Source organism: Intrasporangium calvum (assembly GCF_028446585.1).
Taxonomy (GTDB): domain Bacteria; phylum Actinomycetota; class Actinomycetes; order Actinomycetales; family Dermatophilaceae; genus Intrasporangium; species Intrasporangium calvum_A.
Window position 1 is genome coordinate 75,804 of the sequence record NZ_JAPFQL010000002.1, and the last position, 15,866, is coordinate 91,669.

General features: G+C 70.6%; 14 protein-coding genes. 8 read left to right on the top strand and 6 right to left on the bottom strand.

Going from position 1 to position 15,866, the window contains the following annotated elements; translation table 11 throughout:
* Positions 1 to 70: 70 nt before the first annotated feature.
* From OO014_RS01015 to OO014_RS01025, 3 genes are read left to right on the top strand one after another with little or no spacing between them, the layout of a single operon-like run.
* The gene (locus OO014_RS01015) at positions 71 to 688 is read left to right on the top strand and encodes a GNAT family N-acetyltransferase (RefSeq protein WP_272460361.1); all 618 of its coding nucleotides are present in this window, start codon (positions 71 to 73) and stop codon (positions 686 to 688) included.
* A complete protein-coding gene (locus OO014_RS01020) occupies positions 685 to 1,419 on the top strand; it encodes an AzlC family ABC transporter permease (RefSeq protein WP_272460362.1) in 735 nt (244 codons plus the stop codon). Before OO014_RS01015 ends, OO014_RS01020 begins: the two co-directional genes overlap by 4 nt.
* Positions 1,416 to 1,730, top strand: a complete 315-nt coding sequence (locus OO014_RS01025; RefSeq protein ID WP_272460363.1) for an AzlD domain-containing protein — start codon at positions 1,416 to 1,418, stop codon at positions 1,728 to 1,730. The genes OO014_RS01020 and OO014_RS01025 overlap by 4 nt, the downstream gene beginning before the upstream one ends.
* Before the next feature lie 113 nt (positions 1,731 to 1,843).
* On the opposite strand, the gene OO014_RS01030 is transcribed toward OO014_RS01025, so the two are convergent.
* From OO014_RS01030 to rpsO, 4 genes are all read right to left on the bottom strand, one after another.
* Positions 1,844 to 3,490 carry a hypothetical protein gene (locus OO014_RS01030; RefSeq protein ID WP_272460364.1) on the bottom strand — a complete coding sequence of 549 codons (1,647 nt, stop codon included), beginning with the start codon at positions 3,488 to 3,490 and terminating at the stop codon, positions 1,844 to 1,846.
* Between the two features lie 116 nt (positions 3,491 to 3,606).
* Positions 3,607 to 4,371, bottom strand: coding sequence for a 4-hydroxy-tetrahydrodipicolinate reductase (gene dapB / locus OO014_RS01035; protein ID WP_272460365.1), 765 nt, complete (start codon positions 4,369 to 4,371; stop codon positions 3,607 to 3,609).
* Between the two features lie 116 nt (positions 4,372 to 4,487).
* On the bottom strand, positions 4,488 to 6,725 hold the full coding sequence (locus tag OO014_RS01040) for a polyribonucleotide nucleotidyltransferase (protein ID WP_272460366.1): 2,238 nt from the start codon (positions 6,723 to 6,725) through the stop codon (positions 4,488 to 4,490).
* A 162-nt stretch (positions 6,726 to 6,887) separates the two neighbouring features.
* A complete protein-coding gene (gene rpsO / locus OO014_RS01045; RefSeq protein WP_272460367.1) occupies positions 6,888 to 7,157 on the bottom strand; it encodes a 30S ribosomal protein S15 in 270 nt (89 codons plus the stop codon).
* 361 nt (positions 7,158 to 7,518) lie between these two features.
* On the opposite strand from rpsO, the gene OO014_RS01050 reads away from it, so the two are divergent.
* The 5 genes from OO014_RS01050 (at position 7,519) to OO014_RS01070 (ending at position 12,912) form a co-directional block, all read left to right on the top strand.
* Positions 7,519 to 7,674, top strand: a complete 156-nt coding sequence (locus tag OO014_RS01050) for a DUF6131 family protein (RefSeq protein ID WP_272460368.1) — start codon at positions 7,519 to 7,521, stop codon at positions 7,672 to 7,674.
* A gap of 144 nt (positions 7,675 to 7,818) precedes the next feature.
* Complete coding sequence (locus OO014_RS01055) at positions 7,819 to 8,292, top strand: NAD(P)H-dependent oxidoreductase subunit E (protein ID WP_272460369.1); 474 nt, start codon at positions 7,819 to 7,821, stop codon at positions 8,290 to 8,292.
* A complete protein-coding gene (locus OO014_RS01060) occupies positions 8,289 to 9,824 on the top strand; it encodes an NADH-ubiquinone oxidoreductase-F iron-sulfur binding region domain-containing protein (protein ID WP_272460370.1) in 1,536 nt (511 codons plus the stop codon). The genes OO014_RS01055 and OO014_RS01060 overlap by 4 nt, the downstream gene beginning before the upstream one ends.
* Positions 9,821 to 12,658 carry a formate dehydrogenase subunit alpha gene (fdhF, locus tag OO014_RS01065; protein WP_272460371.1) on the top strand — a complete coding sequence of 946 codons (2,838 nt, stop codon included), beginning with the start codon at positions 9,821 to 9,823 and terminating at the stop codon, positions 12,656 to 12,658. Before OO014_RS01060 ends, fdhF begins: the two co-directional genes overlap by 4 nt.
* Positions 12,655 to 12,912, top strand: a complete 258-nt coding sequence (locus OO014_RS01070) for a formate dehydrogenase subunit delta (protein WP_272460372.1) — start codon at positions 12,655 to 12,657, stop codon at positions 12,910 to 12,912. The genes fdhF and OO014_RS01070 overlap by 4 nt, the downstream gene beginning before the upstream one ends.
* Positions 12,913 to 13,257: 345 nt before the next feature.
* Here the strand turns inward: OO014_RS01070 and lpdA are convergent, their stop codons facing one another.
* A complete protein-coding gene (lpdA, locus tag OO014_RS01075) occupies positions 13,258 to 14,655 on the bottom strand; it encodes a dihydrolipoyl dehydrogenase (RefSeq protein ID WP_272460373.1) in 1,398 nt (465 codons plus the stop codon).
* Between the two features lie 73 nt (positions 14,656 to 14,728).
* Positions 14,729 to 15,862 (bottom strand): FUSC family protein, encoded by a 1,134-nt coding sequence (locus tag OO014_RS01080; protein WP_272460374.1) that lies wholly within the window; start codon positions 15,860 to 15,862, stop codon positions 14,729 to 14,731.
* Positions 15,863 to 15,866 lie beyond the last annotated feature (4 nt).

Consider the following 15,866-nt stretch of genomic DNA (forward strand, 5'->3'; position numbering starts at 1 on the left):
TGCGAGATGGGCGCCACTCACACCAAAGTGGCCTTTCTGGGCGGGCCCGGCCGCCTGAGACCATGCGGGGGTGAGCCATTCGCACGACCACGGTCATGACCACAGCCACCCGCAGGGCCCCCTTGCCGACGCGAGCGTGCGGGTCGCGCGCGTCTCGGACGCGCCCGCCGTCGGCTTCGTGCAGGCCGTGGTCTTCCGGGAGGCGTATGCCGCTGTGCTCGCTCCCGAGGTCACCGCCGAGTTCCAGCCCCAGTCGTTCGCGAGCGCCTGGCGGACGACACTGGAGGGCGAGGCAGCGGGCGACGGCGTGCTGCTCGTCGCGTGCGCCGGTGACCAGGTGGTGGGCTTCGCTGCCGTCGGAGCGTCGAACGACCCCGACGCCGACGACGAGACGGCCGAGCTGCTCGTCCTCGGAGTGCACCCGGACGCCCGGCGGCAGGGCCACGGCTCGCGCCTGCTCCACGCCGTCGTCGACACCGCGCGGGCGCGCGGCCGCGGCACCCTGACGGCATGGCCGCTCGCCTCGGCCGAGGAGGTGCGGGCCTTCCTCGTCGCTGCCGGCCTCGAGCCGGACGGTGCCCACCGCGAGCGCGTCGTGGGACCTGCAGGTGAGACCGCGACGGAGGTCCGTCTCTCGGCGGCGGTGGCGGAGCCCGAGCCCGAGCCCGGGGCTGGGGCGTCGCAGTGACGGCCGAGGTGCTGCCGGCCGAGGAACGCCGGGTTGTCGTCCGGGAGGCCCTGTCCGTCGGGATCGCCACCGGCGCCTACGGCATCAGCTTCGGCGCGCTGGGCGTCGCGTCCGGCCTCGACGTCTGGCAGACCTGTGCGTTGTCGCTGCTGATGTTCACCGGTGGCTCACAGTTCGCCTTCATCGGCATCGTCTCGTCCGGTCTGCACGCGGCCCCTGCGGCCATCGCTGCCTCGTCGCTGCTCGGCATCCGCAACGGCCTCTACGCGCTGGAGCTGACGCAGCTGCTCGGCGTGCGCGGCCTGCGGAGGCTGGCGGCGGCCCACATCACCATCGACGAGTCCACCGCGGTGGCGGTCTCGCAGTCGCACGTCAAGGCGGCACGCCTGGGATTCTGGCTGACCGGGCTCTCGGTCTTCGTCCTGTGGAACCTCACCACGCTCGTGGGCGCCGTCGTCGGCAACGCCCTGGGTGACCCGAAGACGTGGGGGCTCGACGCCGCGGCGTGCGCCGCCTTCACGGCGCTGCTCTGGCCTCGACTGAAGAACCGGGACGCGGTGGGCATCGCCGTTGTCGCCGCCGTCGTCGCGGTGCTGCTGGCGCCGGCGACGCCGCCCGGGGTGCCGGTCATCGTGGCGGCGCTCGCGGCGTTCATCGCGTGGCGACAGCCGCGGGGGTCAGCGCGGGCGGAGTCCGGCGCTGTGTCGCCGGGGTCGGAGGTGCCGTCATGACGATGTGGGTGGCCCTGCTCATCGCGACCGCGATCGCGTTCGGGCTCAAGCTCGCGGGCTACCTCGTGCCCGCCGACCTGCTGGCCGAGCCGCATGTCAAGCGCGTCACCGCCGCCTTGCCGATCGCCCTGCTCGCGGCCCTCGTCGCCATCCAGACGCTCACGGGTGCGGGTGGTGCGTGGACGCTGGACGCCCGGCTCGCGGCAGTCGGCGTCGCCATCGTGGCCCTGCTCTTCCGGGCCCCGTTCATCGTCGTCGTGGTGCTGGGCGCTGCCACGGCTGCGCTGCTCCGGCTCGCCGGCTGGTCCTGATGCCCCCGAGCGCTGGCCAGACCGACAACGGGTCGACCAACCGGACGTCCGGGCGGCCCTGAGCGGGAGCGCCGCTCCAATGGGCCGAACGTCCGGTCGGTTGGCCCGTGCCGTCAGCGGGTGTCGTGCGGACGAACCGTCCGGACGTCCACGGCCAGCACCTGGGGGGCCGACGAGGTGGACTCCACGGCCACGGTGACGTAGCGGTGCTCGACGAGCCCGTCGGTCTGGACCGCCGCGACACCGAGTGCGTCGGCCATCTCCGGCTTCCAGGTGAGGACGTGGCCCTTCGGGGGCACCACGGTGACGGTGCAGCGCAGCGTCCCGAGCATCAGGGAGCCGGCCTCGGTGCGAACGACGAAGACCGACTTCGCCGCCTTCTCGCTGAGTCGGTATGGCTGGCAGGCGATCATGGTGCGGGCGGCGATGGCAGACTTCTCCGTCCACCCCTTGCGCAGCTTGGCCAGCTCGCCGACGGCGAGAGTGGGCTTCTGGCCCGACTCCAGGTATCGACCGGCCGTCTTGAGGAGTTCACCCGCGGCCGTGACCTGCTCGGACGTCGCGGTCGCGTCCACCGCCGGTGCGGGACCAGCCACGACCCCCTCTGCAGAGGCGGTCATGTGGTTCGTCCAGGGCTGGCGAGCGCTCTCGCGGTGGAACACGCTGAACTCCGTCCATGCCCGCCGCTTGGGGTCAGCGGGCCGGACCGCTTCCTCCGACGAGGTGATCACCCACATCGGATAGGCACCGAACGACGGCGCGTGGACGACCGCCCCGTCGTGGCTGAAGCTGACCACGGACCGCTTCTCCCGGGAAGCGATGTGCCAGGCCGTGTCGAACCGGTCGGCGACGAGGACCGGCCCGGAGTCGACCGCTGCCCAGGCCTTCGCATCGGGCTTCTTCACCTGCGCCGCGATGAGGGCGTTGTTGCGCTGGTCGTAGTCGTCGAGCAACGCCTTCGCGCCGTCCGCCGGGACGGCCACCTTGCGCAGCTCCGAGGGCAGCACGGCCGGCTCTGGCACGCTGACGCAACCGCTCAGCGCCAGCGACGCGGTGATCGTCAGCGCTCCGGCAAGGAGACGGCTCCGGTGGGCGACACCGGCGGGCTGATCCGCGGCCGGGGCCTGCTCCTTGGCCTCGCCGGCGACGCCGACCGCCGTCGGATCGGTGCGGCCGCGCCGTCGCAGCCGTAGCGCGACGAGCAGGAGGATGACGCCGAGCCCGACGAGGGCCAGGGTGAGCGCGAGGACGAAGATCCCGGGCAACCGCGCCCCGAAGCCCACCGTCAGGGCCGCCTCCGGACCAGCCTGGGCCAGGACCTGCACCGGTGAGCCGTCGAGCGTGACGGAGACGACCTGCTCGCCGGCCCCCACGGCCCGCTCGGACCAGATGTCGAGCGCCTCGGGGCTCTCAGGCAGCTCTGCCGCCGGCTCACCCACCAGGCGACCGGCCACTTCTCCGGTGGGCTCGATCCGCTGCACCCGAAGAGCGTGCGCCGTGCCGAGATAGCTCGTCACGTCGACTGGGTGTGCCGCCCCGACGAAGGCCTCGCCCTGCTCGGCCGTCACCCGGACCTGAACCGTCGTCGCACGGTAGGCCAGCAGTCCCGGCTCGGTGACCATCACCCGGGTGCCTGCCGGCAACGGCTTGGCGGGCAGTTCGAGGAGGTCATCCGGACCCACCGAGCCGGCGACGGCTCCCCCACTGACCATGAGAACGACCCCGATGATCCAGCCCAGCACGGGCAGGACACGTTTCATGAAGAGCTCCGATCGTTGCGCCGACGGACCCCTGGTGCCGCCGGTCGATCAGAGCCTAGGGAGCGGGCGCGAACGACGAGTTCGGTTGTCCACAGGCCCGATCCGGGCCGCAGACCTCAGTCGAGCCCGAGGTACTTCTCGAGGCCCACGGTCAGGCCGGGGTGGTCGGCGACCGCACGCACCGCAGCGATGACGCCGGGCATGAACGACGCCCGCTCGAACGAGTCGTGCCGGATCGTCAGCTGCTCACCCGCGTTGCCGAAGAGGACCTCCTGGTGGGCGACCAGCCCCCGCAGCCGGACCGAGTGCACTCGTATGCCGCCGAGCTGGGCCCCGCGCGCCCCATCCGGGTCGTGGGTGGTCGCGTCGGGTACGGGCGGGAGCCCGGCGTGGTCACGAGCCGCGCCGATCAGCCCCGCGGTCCGCGCCGCGGTCCCGCTGGGCGCATCCACCTTGTTCGGGTGGTGCAGCTCGATGACCTCGACCGACTCGAAGTAGGGAGCCGCCTTTGCCGCGAAGGACATCATCAGCAGCGCGCCGATGGCGAAGTTCGGGGCGATGAGCACCCCGACACCGGTGCCGGAGCTCGACGGCGGGGCAGCGTCGAGCTGCCCGCGCAGTGCAGCGATCCGCGGCTCGTCCCAGCCGGTGGTGCCGACGACGACGTGGATCCCCCGCTCCACGCAGTGCGCGACGTTGCCGGGGGACGCAGCGGGGACGGTCAGCTCGACCGCGACGTCCGCCCCGGCCAGGTCACCGAGCTCGTCCCCCGAACCGTAGGCGCCGACGAGCCGCAGCCCTTCCGCCGCCTCGACGGCCCGGACCGCCTCGGACCCCATCCGGCCGCTCGCACCGATGACTGCCACCTTGATCTCCGCCACGAGCCAAACCCTATCGACGAGCGCAACCGAGCCCAGCGGCATACGGACAACGGCGTGTGGCCCGCCACCCCCGAGGGGTGACGGGCCACACGGACGATCCGGTGGACCGGAGCGGATCAGGCCTCGGCCGGAGCCTCGTCCTTCGCGTCGGACGTCTCGGCCGCCTGCTCGCCCTCGGGGAGGACGGCAGCGAGCGAGAGCTTGCCGCGCGGGTCGATCTCCTTGAGCTCGACCTGGATCTTCTGGCCGACCTTGACGACGTCGTCGACGCTGTCGATCCGCTTGCCGCCGACGAGCTTGCGCACCTCGGAGATGTGCAGCAGGCCGTCCTTGCCGGGCAGCAGCGAGACGAACGCGCCGAAGGTCGTCGTCTTGACGACCGTGCCGAGGAAGCGCTCGCCGACCTCGGGCATCTGCGGGTTCGCGATGGCGTTGATCGCCGCGCGAGCCGCCTCGGCGGACGGGCCGTCGACCGCGCCGATGAACACGGTGCCGTCGTCCTCGATGGAGATGTCGGCGCCCGTGTCGTCCTGGATCTGGTTGATCATCTTGCCCTTCGGGCCGATGACCTCCCCGATCTTGTCGACGGGGACCTTCACCGTGATGATCCGCGGTGCGTAGGGGCTCATCTCGTCCGGCACGTCGATGGCCTCGGCCATCACGTCGAGGATGTGCAGGCGCGCGTCACGGGCCTGCGTCAGCGCGCCGGCCAGGACGTTGGCCGGGATGCCGTCGAGCTTCGTGTCGAGCTGGATCGCCGTGACGAACTCCTTGGTGCCGGCGACCTTGAAGTCCATGTCGCCGAAGGCGTCCTCGGCACCGAGGATGTCGGTCAGCGCGGCGTACTGCGTCTCGCCGTCGACCTCGTCGGAGACCAGACCCATCGCGATGCCCGCGACCGGCGCGCGCAGCGGCACACCGGCGTTGAGGAGCGACAGCGTGGACGCACAGACCGAGCCCATCGACGTCGACCCGTTGGAGCCGAGGGCCTCGGACACCTGGCGGATCGCGTAGGGGAACTCCTCGCGCGTCGGCAGCACCGGCATGAGGGCACGCTCGGCGAGCGCACCGTGGCCGATCTCGCGACGCTTCGGCGAGCCGACCCGGCCCGTCTCACCCGTGCTGTAGGGCGGGAAGTTGTAGTTGTGCATGTAGCGCTTGCGCGTCACCGGGTTGAGGGTGTCGAGCTGCTGCTCCATCTTGAGCATGTTGAGCGTCGTGACGCCCATGATCTGCGTCTCGCCGCGCTCGAAGATCGCCGAGCCGTGCACGCGCGGCAGGACCTCGACCTCGGCGCCGAGGGCGCGGATGTCGGCGAGGCCACGGCCGTCGATGCGGACCTTGTCGCGCAGGATGCGCTGGCGGACGAGCTTCTTCTGGAGCGAGCGGAACGCGGCGGAGATCTCCTTGTCGCGCCCCTCGAACTGCTCGGCGAGCTGCGCCTTGACGGCGGCCTTGATCTCGTCGAGGCGGTCCTCACGCTCGGTCTTGCCGGCGATCGTCAGCGCGGCGGCGGCGTCAGCCGACGCGGCGGACTCGACGGCAGCGAAGACGTCGTCCTCGTAGTCGAGGAAGACCGGGAACTCCTCGACCGGCTTGGCCGCCTGGGCGGCGAGCTCGGCCTGGGCCTCGCACAGCACCTTGATGAACTTCTTGCTCGCCTCGAGGCCCTCGGCGACGACCTCCTCGGTCGGCGCCTGCTTGCCCTCGTTCTTGACGAGGTTCCAGGTCGACTCGGTCGACTCGGCCTCGACCATCATGATGGCGACGTCGTCACCCACGACGCGGCCGGCGACGACCATGTCGAAGACCGAACGCTCGATGTCGGAGAAGTTCGGGAAGGCGACCCACTGGCCGTCGATGAGCGAGACGCGCACGCCACCGATGGGGCCGGAGAAGGGCAGACCGGAGATCTGCGTGGAGGCGCTCGCGGCGTTGATGGCGAGCACGTCGTACTGGTGGTCGGGGTTCAGGGCGAACACCGAGATGATGACCTGGACCTCGTTGCGCAGCCCCTTCTTGAAGGTGGGGCGCAGCGGCCGGTCGATGAGGCGGCAGGTGAGGATGGCGTCCGTCGTCGGGCGACCCTCGCGGCGGAAGAACGAGCCGGGGATCTTGCCGATCGAGTACATCCGCTCCTCGACGTCGACCGTCAGGGGGAAGAAGTCGAACTGGTCCTTCGGCGTCTTGCCGGCGGACGTGGTCGACATGATCATCGTGTCCTCGTCGAGGTACGCGACGACCGCTCCGCCGGCCTGCTTGGCCAGCCGTCCGGTCTCGAACCGGACCTTGCGGGTGCCGAAGCTGCCGTTGTCGATGACGGCCTCGGTGAAGGTGATGTCTGGACCCTCCATGTAGGGGCCCTCGCTTTCTTTCTCTCTTCGTGCCCTCGCACATCGTCGTTGTGTGCGGGGTTTTCCATCCGTGCGCCGGCCCCACCCGACGGGGTCGAGGTCGCCGCACGACGACGAAAGGCGGTCACCGCAATGCTGCGGTGACCGCCTTTCGTCACGTGTTCATCGACGCAGGCCGAGGCGCTTGATCAGCGCGCGGTAGCGCTCGATGTCGGTCGCCTCGAGGTAGCGCAGCATGCGCTTGCGGCGGCCGACCAGCAGGAGCAGACCACGACGGCTGTGGTGGTCGTGCTTGTGGGCCCGAGCGTGCTCGGTGAGGTCCTTGATGCGCTGCGTCAGCATCGCGATCTGCACCTCGGGGGAGCCGGTGTCGCCGTCCTTCGTGGCGTACTCGGCCATGATCTGCTTCTTCACGTCAGCTTCCAATGGCATGGATGACCGACTCCTTCTCTTCTCGTTGCGCGGTGCTCCAGGGCATGTCCACCTGGGCGCTCTCTGTCCGCGGCCGGTCAAACGGCATCGCCAAGCGTAACAGCGGGGCTCCCACCTGCCCTAATCGTCGGCACGCGGGCTCCCCTGCTCGTCGACATCATGCCGTATGCCGCTGGGCTCGCTGGGCGGTCAGGTGGCCCGCGGAGCCGGCTGAGCGGCATACGGCCTCGTCGTCCTGCCCGATGGGCCACGACCGCGGGGGGTAGCGCGCGAGAGGGTGGCAATGGTGCTGTTTGTATGCGTGAGGGCGCGGGTACGTGGACGGTGCTCGGGGCCACAACTCAAAAGGAGCAATCACCACATGATCATCCTCGGACTCATCCTGTTGCTCATCGGCATGTTCGCCAACATCCCGATCCTCACCACGATCGGCACGATCCTGATCGTCGTCGGTGTGGTCCTCTGGATCCTCGGGGCGACCGGCCGCGCGGTCGGCGGACGCAAGTACTGGTACTAACGCCCACTCGTGAACCTGGAAGAGCCCCCGCTCCGGCGGGGGCTTCTCCATGCCCTCCCCCGGCTCCCGGCCTCCACGGGGCCCCCGGGTGCGTTCTGCTTCGGACCTTCATAGACTCAGGAGGAACCCAACGACGGGAGCACGATGACGCACGCGACGAGCCCGCGCAGCGGGCTGGATGTCCAGCGAACCGAGACGGTGCGCCGCCTCACCGAGCAGCACGCGAGGGAACGCGGGGCACTGATGGTCGTGCTCCACGCGGTCGTCGCCGAGCTCGGCCACATCACGCGCGAGGACGTCGAGACGATTGCCGACACGCTCAACCTGTCGGTGGCAGACGTGCACGGTGTCGTCTCCTTCTACAAGGACTTCCGGACCGAGCCGGCACCGGCCCACACGGTGCACCTCTGTCGGGGCGAGGCCTGCCAGGCCGTCGGCGCCGAGGCGGTCTTCGCGGAGGCGCGCGAGGCGTTTGCGCAGCGCGACGACGTCGAGGTCGACGAGGTCTTCTGCCTCGGCAACTGCGCCCTCGGCCCGTCGGGGATGGTGGACGGCCGGCTCCAGGGGCGGCTGACCGGCGAGCGGCTGCTCGGCCTGAGCGAGGGGTGGGTCCGGTGAACGCATCGTCGACCACCGTCTACGTCCCGGCCGACTCCAGCGCCGTGGCCGTGGGCGCGGACGCCGTCGCGGAGGCACTCGCCGGCCACGAGGGCGTCAACGTGGTGCGGACCGGCTCCCGCGGGATGCTGTGGCTCGAGCCCCTGGTCGAGGTGGAGACCCCCTCCGGGCGGGTCGGCTACCCGAACGTCACGCCGGGCGTCGTCGCGGGGCTCGTCGCCGAGGGCATGCTCTCGGGCGCCTCGGTGGGTGCGTCCATCGGCGTCGTCGAGGATCACCCGTGGCTGGCCCGGCAACGGCGCGTGTCGTTCGCCCGGATGGGCGTCATCCCGCCGACCGACATCGCCGCCTACGAGGCGCACGGGGGCTGGGCCGGCCTACGTCGGGCCCTGACGCTCGAGCCGGCGGCCGTCGTCGCGGAGGTCACCGCTTCCGGCCTGCGTGGTCGTGGCGGCGCCGGGTTCCCCACGGGGATCAAGTGGCAGACCGTGCTCGGGGCGGCGGCCGACGTCAAGTTCGTCTGCTGCAACCTCGACGAGGGCGACAGCGGCACGTTCGCCGACCGGATGCTCGCCGAGGGCGACCCCTTCACCCTGATCGAGGGGATGCTCGTCGCGGCGCACGCCGTCGGGGCTCGTGAGGGCTACATCTACTGCCGGTCCGAGTACCCCGCGGCAGCGGCCACGCTCCGCCGGGCCATCGACGTCGCCTACGCCCACGGCTGGCTCGGGGACCGCATCCAGGGCAGCGACCTGTCCTTCGACCTCTTCGTCCGCCTCGGCGCCGGCGCCTACATCTGCGGCGAGGAGACCTCGATGCTCGAGTCGCTCGAGGGGCGCCGGGGCGAGGTGCGGGCCAAGCCGCCCATCCCCGCGCTCGAGGGGCTCTTCGGCCGGCCCACTGTGGTCAACAACGTGCTGACCTTCGCGGCGGTGCCGATGATCCTCGCCGACGGTGGCGCGGCCTACGCCGCCCTCGGGTCGGGGCGCTCCCGCGGGACGCAGGTCTTCCAGCTGGCGGGCAACATCCGGCAGGGCGGGGTCGTCGAGACCGACTTCGGGGTGTCGCTGCGCGAGCTCGTCGAGGACTACGGCGGCGGCACCGCCAGCGGTCGGCCGGTGCGCGCGGTGCAGGTGGGTGGCCCGTTGGGCGCCTACCTCCCGGCCGCCGCGCTCGACGTCCCGATGGACTACGAAGCACTGCTCGAGGCAGGCGGCATGCTCGGCCACGGCGGGGTCGTCGTCTGGGACGACACCTTCGACGCGGCCAGGATGGCGCGCTTCGCCATGGAGTTCTGCGCCAAGGAGTCGTGCGGCAAGTGCACGCCGTGCCGGGTCGGGTCGCAACGTGGCGTCGAGACCCTCGACCGGATCATCGCCGGGACGGAGCGGGACCGGAACCTGCTGCTCCTCGACGACCTGTGCACGACGATGACCAAGGGCTCCCTGTGCGCCATGGGCGGCCTCACCCCGATGCCGGTGCAGAGCGCCATCCGGCACTTCGCGGAGGACTTCGACAGGAGGACCTCATGACCACCTTCCTCACCCGCGACACCTACTCCCCCGAGCCCGACCTGGGCACGCCCCCGGTTCCGGGCCCCCGGACGGCGCACGTCGTCATCGACGGTGTTGCAGTCGACGTCGCCCCGGGCACGTCCGTGCTCCGAGCGGCGAAGGAAGCGGGGATCGAGATCCCCAAGGCGTGCGCCACCGACACGCTCAAGGCCTTCGGCTCCTGCCGGCTCTGCGTCGTCGAGATCGATGGCGCCAAGGGCACCCCGGCCTCGTGCACGACACCGTGCGCCGACGGCATGGTCGTCTCCACCCAGACCGAGCAGGTCCGCCAGGTCCGCCAGGGGGTCATGGAGCTCTACCTCTCGGACCACCCGGCCGACTGTCCGGGGTGCGCTCGCGGCAACTGCGAGATGCAGGCGCTCGCGCGTGAGGTCGGCGTGGCCGAGGTCCGCTACGGGCTGGGGGGCGCCAACCATCTGTCCGACCGTCCGGACGAGTCGAACCCCTACTTCACCTATGACCCGAAGGCGTGCATCGTCTGCTCGCGTTGTGTGCGCGCGTGCGCCGAGGTCCAGGGCACCTTCGCCCTGACCGTCGAGGGCCGCGGCTTCGACTCCCGGATCTCGGCCAGCGGGGCTCCCAGCTTCCTCGAGTCCGAGTGCGTCTCCTGCGGGGCGTGCGTGCAGGCCTGTCCCACCGACGCCCTCACGGAGAAGTCGGTGATCGAGCTCGGCATGCCCACCCGGTCGGTCGACACGACGTGCGCCTACTGCGGTGTCGGCTGCTCGTTCCGGGCCGAGGTGCAGGGATCCGGCGACGGGACCCGCGTCGTGCGGATGGTGCCGAGCAAGACGGGCGGGGCCAACGAGGGACACTCCTGCGTCAAGGGCCGTTTCGCCTACGGCTACGCCTCCCACCAGGACCGTCAGCTGGCCCCGATGGTGCGCGACTCGATCCACGACGAGTGGCGGACGGTGACCTGGGACGAGGCGATCGAGCGGGTGGCCGCCGGCTTCACGGACATCCAGGCTCGGCACGGCGTCGGTGCCATCGGCGGCATCTCCTCCTCCCGGTGCACCAACGAGGAGGTCTACGTCGTCCAGAAGATGGTGCGGGCCGCCTTCCGCAACAACAACGTCGACACGTGCGCACGCGTGTGCCACTCCCCCACCGGCTATGGCCTGAACCAGACCTTCGGCACGTCGGCGGGCACCCAGGACTTCGCCTCGGTCGAGCACTGCGACGTCATGCTGCTCATCGGAGCCAACCCCACCGACGCCCACCCCGTCTTCGGGTCGCGGATGAAGCGACGTCTGCGCGAGGGCGCCCAGATCATCGTGGCCGATCCCCGTCGGATCGACCTGGTCCGGTCTCCCCACGTCGAGGCAGCGCACCACCTGCCCCTGCTGCCGGGCAGCAACGTCGCCTTCGTCAACGCGATGGCGCACACCATCGTCACCGAGGGGCTGCACGACGAGGCCTTCATGAGAGCCCGGTGCGAGGGAGTTGATGACTACCTCGAGTTCATTGCCCGTGAGGAGAACTCACCGGAGGCGACCGCTGCAGCGACCGGCATCGACCCGGCCGAGCTGCGGGCGGCGGCCCGGCTCTATGCCGCGGGCCCGAACTCCGCGATCTACTACGGGCTCGGCGTGACCGAGCACAGCCAGGGCTCGACGATGGTCATGGGGCTCGCCAACCTCGCCATGCTGACGGGCAACGTCGGGCGCGAGGGCGTCGGCGTCAACCCGCTCCGTGGGCAGAACAACGTCCAGGGGTCGTGCGACATGGGTTCGTTCCCGCACGAGCTGCCCGGCTACCGTCACGTCGGCCTCGACGACGTCCGCGCGATCTACGAGTCGCTGTGGGGCCTGACGCTCGACCCGGAGCCGGGCCTGCGGATCCCCAACATGTTCGACGCCGCGATCGGCGGGTCGTTCAAGGGCCTCTACGTCCAGGGTGAGGACATCGCCCAGTCCGACCCCAACCTCAACCACGTCCGCGAGGCGCTGACGTCGATGGAGCTCGTGGTCGTCCAGGACCTCTTCCTCAACGAGACGGCCAAGTACGCCCACGTGTTCCTGCCCGGCACGTCGTTCCTCGAGAAGAACGGCACCTTCACCAACGCCGAGCGCCGCCTCAACCGCGTCCGGCCGGTGCTGCCCAGCCGCACCGGGAAGGACGAGTGGCAGGTCGTGTGCGACATCGCCACCGCGATGGGCTACCCGATGTCCTATCCCGACGCCGGCGCCATCATGGACGAGATCGCCGCCACCACGCCGACCTTCGCCGGAGTCTCCTTCGAGCGGTTGGACGCCGAGGGCAGCCTCCAGTGGCCGGTCAACGACAAGGCTCCCCACGGGACGCCGACGATGCACATCGGTGAGTTCGTCCGGGGCAAGGGCAAGCTCGTGCCGACCGTCTTCGTCCCCACGACCGAGACGACGAGCCGTCGCTTCCCGCTCATCCTCACGACGGGCCGCATCCTGACGCAGTACAACGTCGGGGCGCAGACCCGCCGGACCGCGAACGAGACCTGGCACCCGGAGGACGTCCTCGAGATCCACCCGGCCGATGCTGAGGTGCGCGGGATCCGGACCGGGGACCGGGTGGAGCTGACCAGCCGGGTCGGGACCACCACCCTGCACGCCGTCGTGTCCGAGCGGATGCAGCCCGGTGTCGTCTACACGACTTTCCATCACCCCGTGACGGGGGCCAACGTCGTCACCACGGAGAACTCCGACTGGGCCACCAACTGTCCGGAATACAAGGTGACGGCCGTCCAGGTCGGGGTGGCCAACGCCGGCGACGAGGCGCTCGCCCAGGCTTCGGAGGCGGTGGCCTCGCGATGAGCGCGGAGCTGCCCCCGGAGATCCGCCTGGGCAACGACATCGCTCGCGCCCTGCACCACCTGCCCGCCGACGAGGGCGCGACAGCACTCGCGACCCACCTCAAGAAGTTCTGGGAGCCGAGGCTACGTAGGGCCCTCGTCGAGCGGGTCCGGGCCGACGACCCTCGGGTGGACCCGCTGCTGGCCCGCGCCACGGCCACCTACCTCGAGGGCGACGTCGACCGGGCCGAGGTGGCCGAGCCCTCCGGCGGCTGACCGCCCCCCACCAGCTCGAGTGGCCCCATCATCCACACCGGGGTCCCACTCGAGTGGCCCCGCCATCCACACTCGCCCCACCGGGTCCGGGCCCCAGAGCGGAGTCTGCGTCCCCGCGAGTTCCGCGGCCAGCCACGGGGACCGCTCCCCCTGCTTGGCGGCGGCCGAGGTCGCGGCGCAGAGAGACCGTGAGGCCCCGACGGGGAGCAGAAGGAGGCACGGCGTCAGCCGCTCGACGAGATCGCACCCGGGGCATTGGCGGTGTGACACGACTCAGCCCCGCACCTGAGGTCACCCTCGGGTGCGGGGCTGAGCCCAGCGGCATACGGTCTCTCGAGGTGGCTCTCAGAGGTTGATCATGTGGCCGACGATGCCCTCGACGGCTTCCTTCATCGCCTCGCTCAGCGTGGGGTGCGCGAAGACGTTGCGGGCCACCTCGTCGGCGGTGAGGTCCCACTGCTGGGCCAGCGTCAGCGCGGGCAGCAGCTCGGTCACCTCGGGGCCGATCATGTGCGCGCCGAGGATCTCGTTGTGCTCCGCGTCCGCCACGATCTTGACGAAGCCGACGCCCTCGGCCATGCCGCGCGCCTTGCCGTTGGCCGAGAAGGGGAAGCTCGCCGTCTTGACGTCGTAGCCCTTCTCCTTGGCCTGGGCCTCGGAGTAGCCGAACGACGCGATCTGTGGCTGGCAGAACGTCGCCCGCGGAATCATGTCGTAGTTGAGCTCCATCGTCTCGGCATCGCCGATCGTCTCGGCGGCGACGACGCCCATGGCCTCGGCGGTGTGCGCGAGCATGAGCTTGCCGGTGACGTCGCCGATGGCGTAGACGTTGGGCACGCTGGTGCGGCACCGACCGTCGACCTCGATCGCGCCACGATCGGTCATCTTGAGCCCGAGGCTCTCGAGGCCGTAGCCGTCGGTGCGCGGGGCGAAGCCGAAGGCGGCGAGGAACTTGTCGGCCTCGAGGACCTGCTCGTCGCCACCCTGTGCGGGCTTGACGGTGACGCGGACGCCGGAGCCGGTGTCCTCGACATTCTGGACCGCCGTGGACAGCATCACCTTGACGCCGAGCTTCTTGTACTGCTTGAAGAGCTCCTTCGAGACGTCGGCGTCCTCAGTGGGAACCATCCGGTCGAGGAACTCGACGATCGTCACGTCGACACCGAAGTTCTTCATGACGTAGGCGAACTCGACCCCGATCGCGCCCGAGCCACCGATGATGATCGAGCCGGCGAGGTTCGCGTCGAGAATCTGCTCCTCGTAGGTCACGACGTTGGTGCTGACCTGCATGCCCGGGAGCATGCGCACCGTGGCGCCCGTGCCGATGATGAGGTTGTCGAAGGTGACCGTGCGCGAGGAGCCGTCGTTGAGCGCGACGTCCATCGACGTGGCGCTGGTGATCGTGCCCCAGCCGTCGATCTCCTCGATCTTGTTCTTCTTCATCAGGTAGTGCACGCCCTTGGCGCTGGCCTCGGCAACGCCACGGCTGCGCTTGTGCGTCACGTCGTAGGACATCGTCGCTTCGCCCTCGATGCCGAAGGTCTTCTTCTCGTGCGTGATGATGTGCGCGATCTCCGCGTTGCGCAGCAGCGCCTTGCTGGGAATGCACCCGACGTTGAGACAGACGCCACCCCAGTACTGCTTCTCAACGACGGCAACCTTCTTGCCGAGCTGGGACGCGCGGATCGCCGCGACGTAGCCACCGGGTCCGGCACCGAGCACAACGACATCGAAATCAGCCATGGGCGACAGCCTATCGGGGGCTGCGGCAGCGCAACGTGGCTGTCCGCGGACGGCCGCACCAGCGGCCTGGGGCTCAGCCGCGGGGGCGTTCCCGCGGTACCGCCGCGATCGCGTCATCGACGTCGACCCCGGTCACCTGGAGCAGATCGACGACGACCGAGCGCAGCTGAGCCAGGACGGTCTCGACCACGAGGTTGTCCGTGCGTGGCAGGTGGGACGTCGCGACGGCCACCGCGAGCACCGCCTTGCGGCCGATCTCGGGGCTGGCGTTCTCGGCCAACGCCCGGGCGATGAGGTCCGCGGCGTCGGCCAGCTCGTCGATCAGCTCGCGATAACCGCTGGGCAGCCGCTCTCCCCGACCGACCACGACGGTGACCTTGCGGACGAGGACGCGGGTGCTGCGCATCGCCAGGTCGAGCGGGTCGATCAGGTCCGCCATCTTGCGCACACCCCCGGCCTGGCGCCGGGAGAACGGCGAGCTGTGCAGGACGGAGAGCCCTTCGTCAGCGGCGGTGCGCAGCTCACGCAACAGCGACTCGGTCTCGCGTGCCGAGGCGAGAACCGCTGCTGCGGCGGCCACGTCGCCGTCACCGGCGCTGGCCGCCGCACGACGGAGCAGCTCGCTGATCTTGCGCGCGACCCCGGCCGCCGCGACCCGCGGCCTGCGAAGCGGAGCCTGCGGCGCCACCGTCGCCGCGACCAGGGCAACCGCGCCACCGATGAGTGCGTCGGTCCACCGGACGAAGGCCTGGCCGGGTGTCGGGGCCAACGCTGCGACGACGATCCCCTGGACTCCCGCCTGCGTGACGAGGATGGGACCGCCACCGACCAGGAGCGCCAGGCTCATCGCGACCATGACGACGACGGCGATCTGCCAGCCCCCGCTCCCGGCGACGCTGACGAAGAGGTCAGCGGTGAAGACTCCGACCGCCACCCCGACCGCGACCTCGACGACCCGTCGCAGCCGCTGGCCGTAGGAGATGCCCAGACAGACGACGGCGACGATCGGCGCGAAGAACGGCGTCTGGTGGGCCAGGACGTCACTGGCGACGAACCAGGCGACGCCGGCAGCAACCGCGCACTGGACGACGAGGAAGGCGCGCGAGCGGAGCCTGCCGAGCCGGGTCGACACCCCGACCCGGCTGCGGTCCCAGGCCCGGTCCAGGGCATCGAGGACGCGGGCGTCGGATCTCAGGTAGTCGTCCACGGCA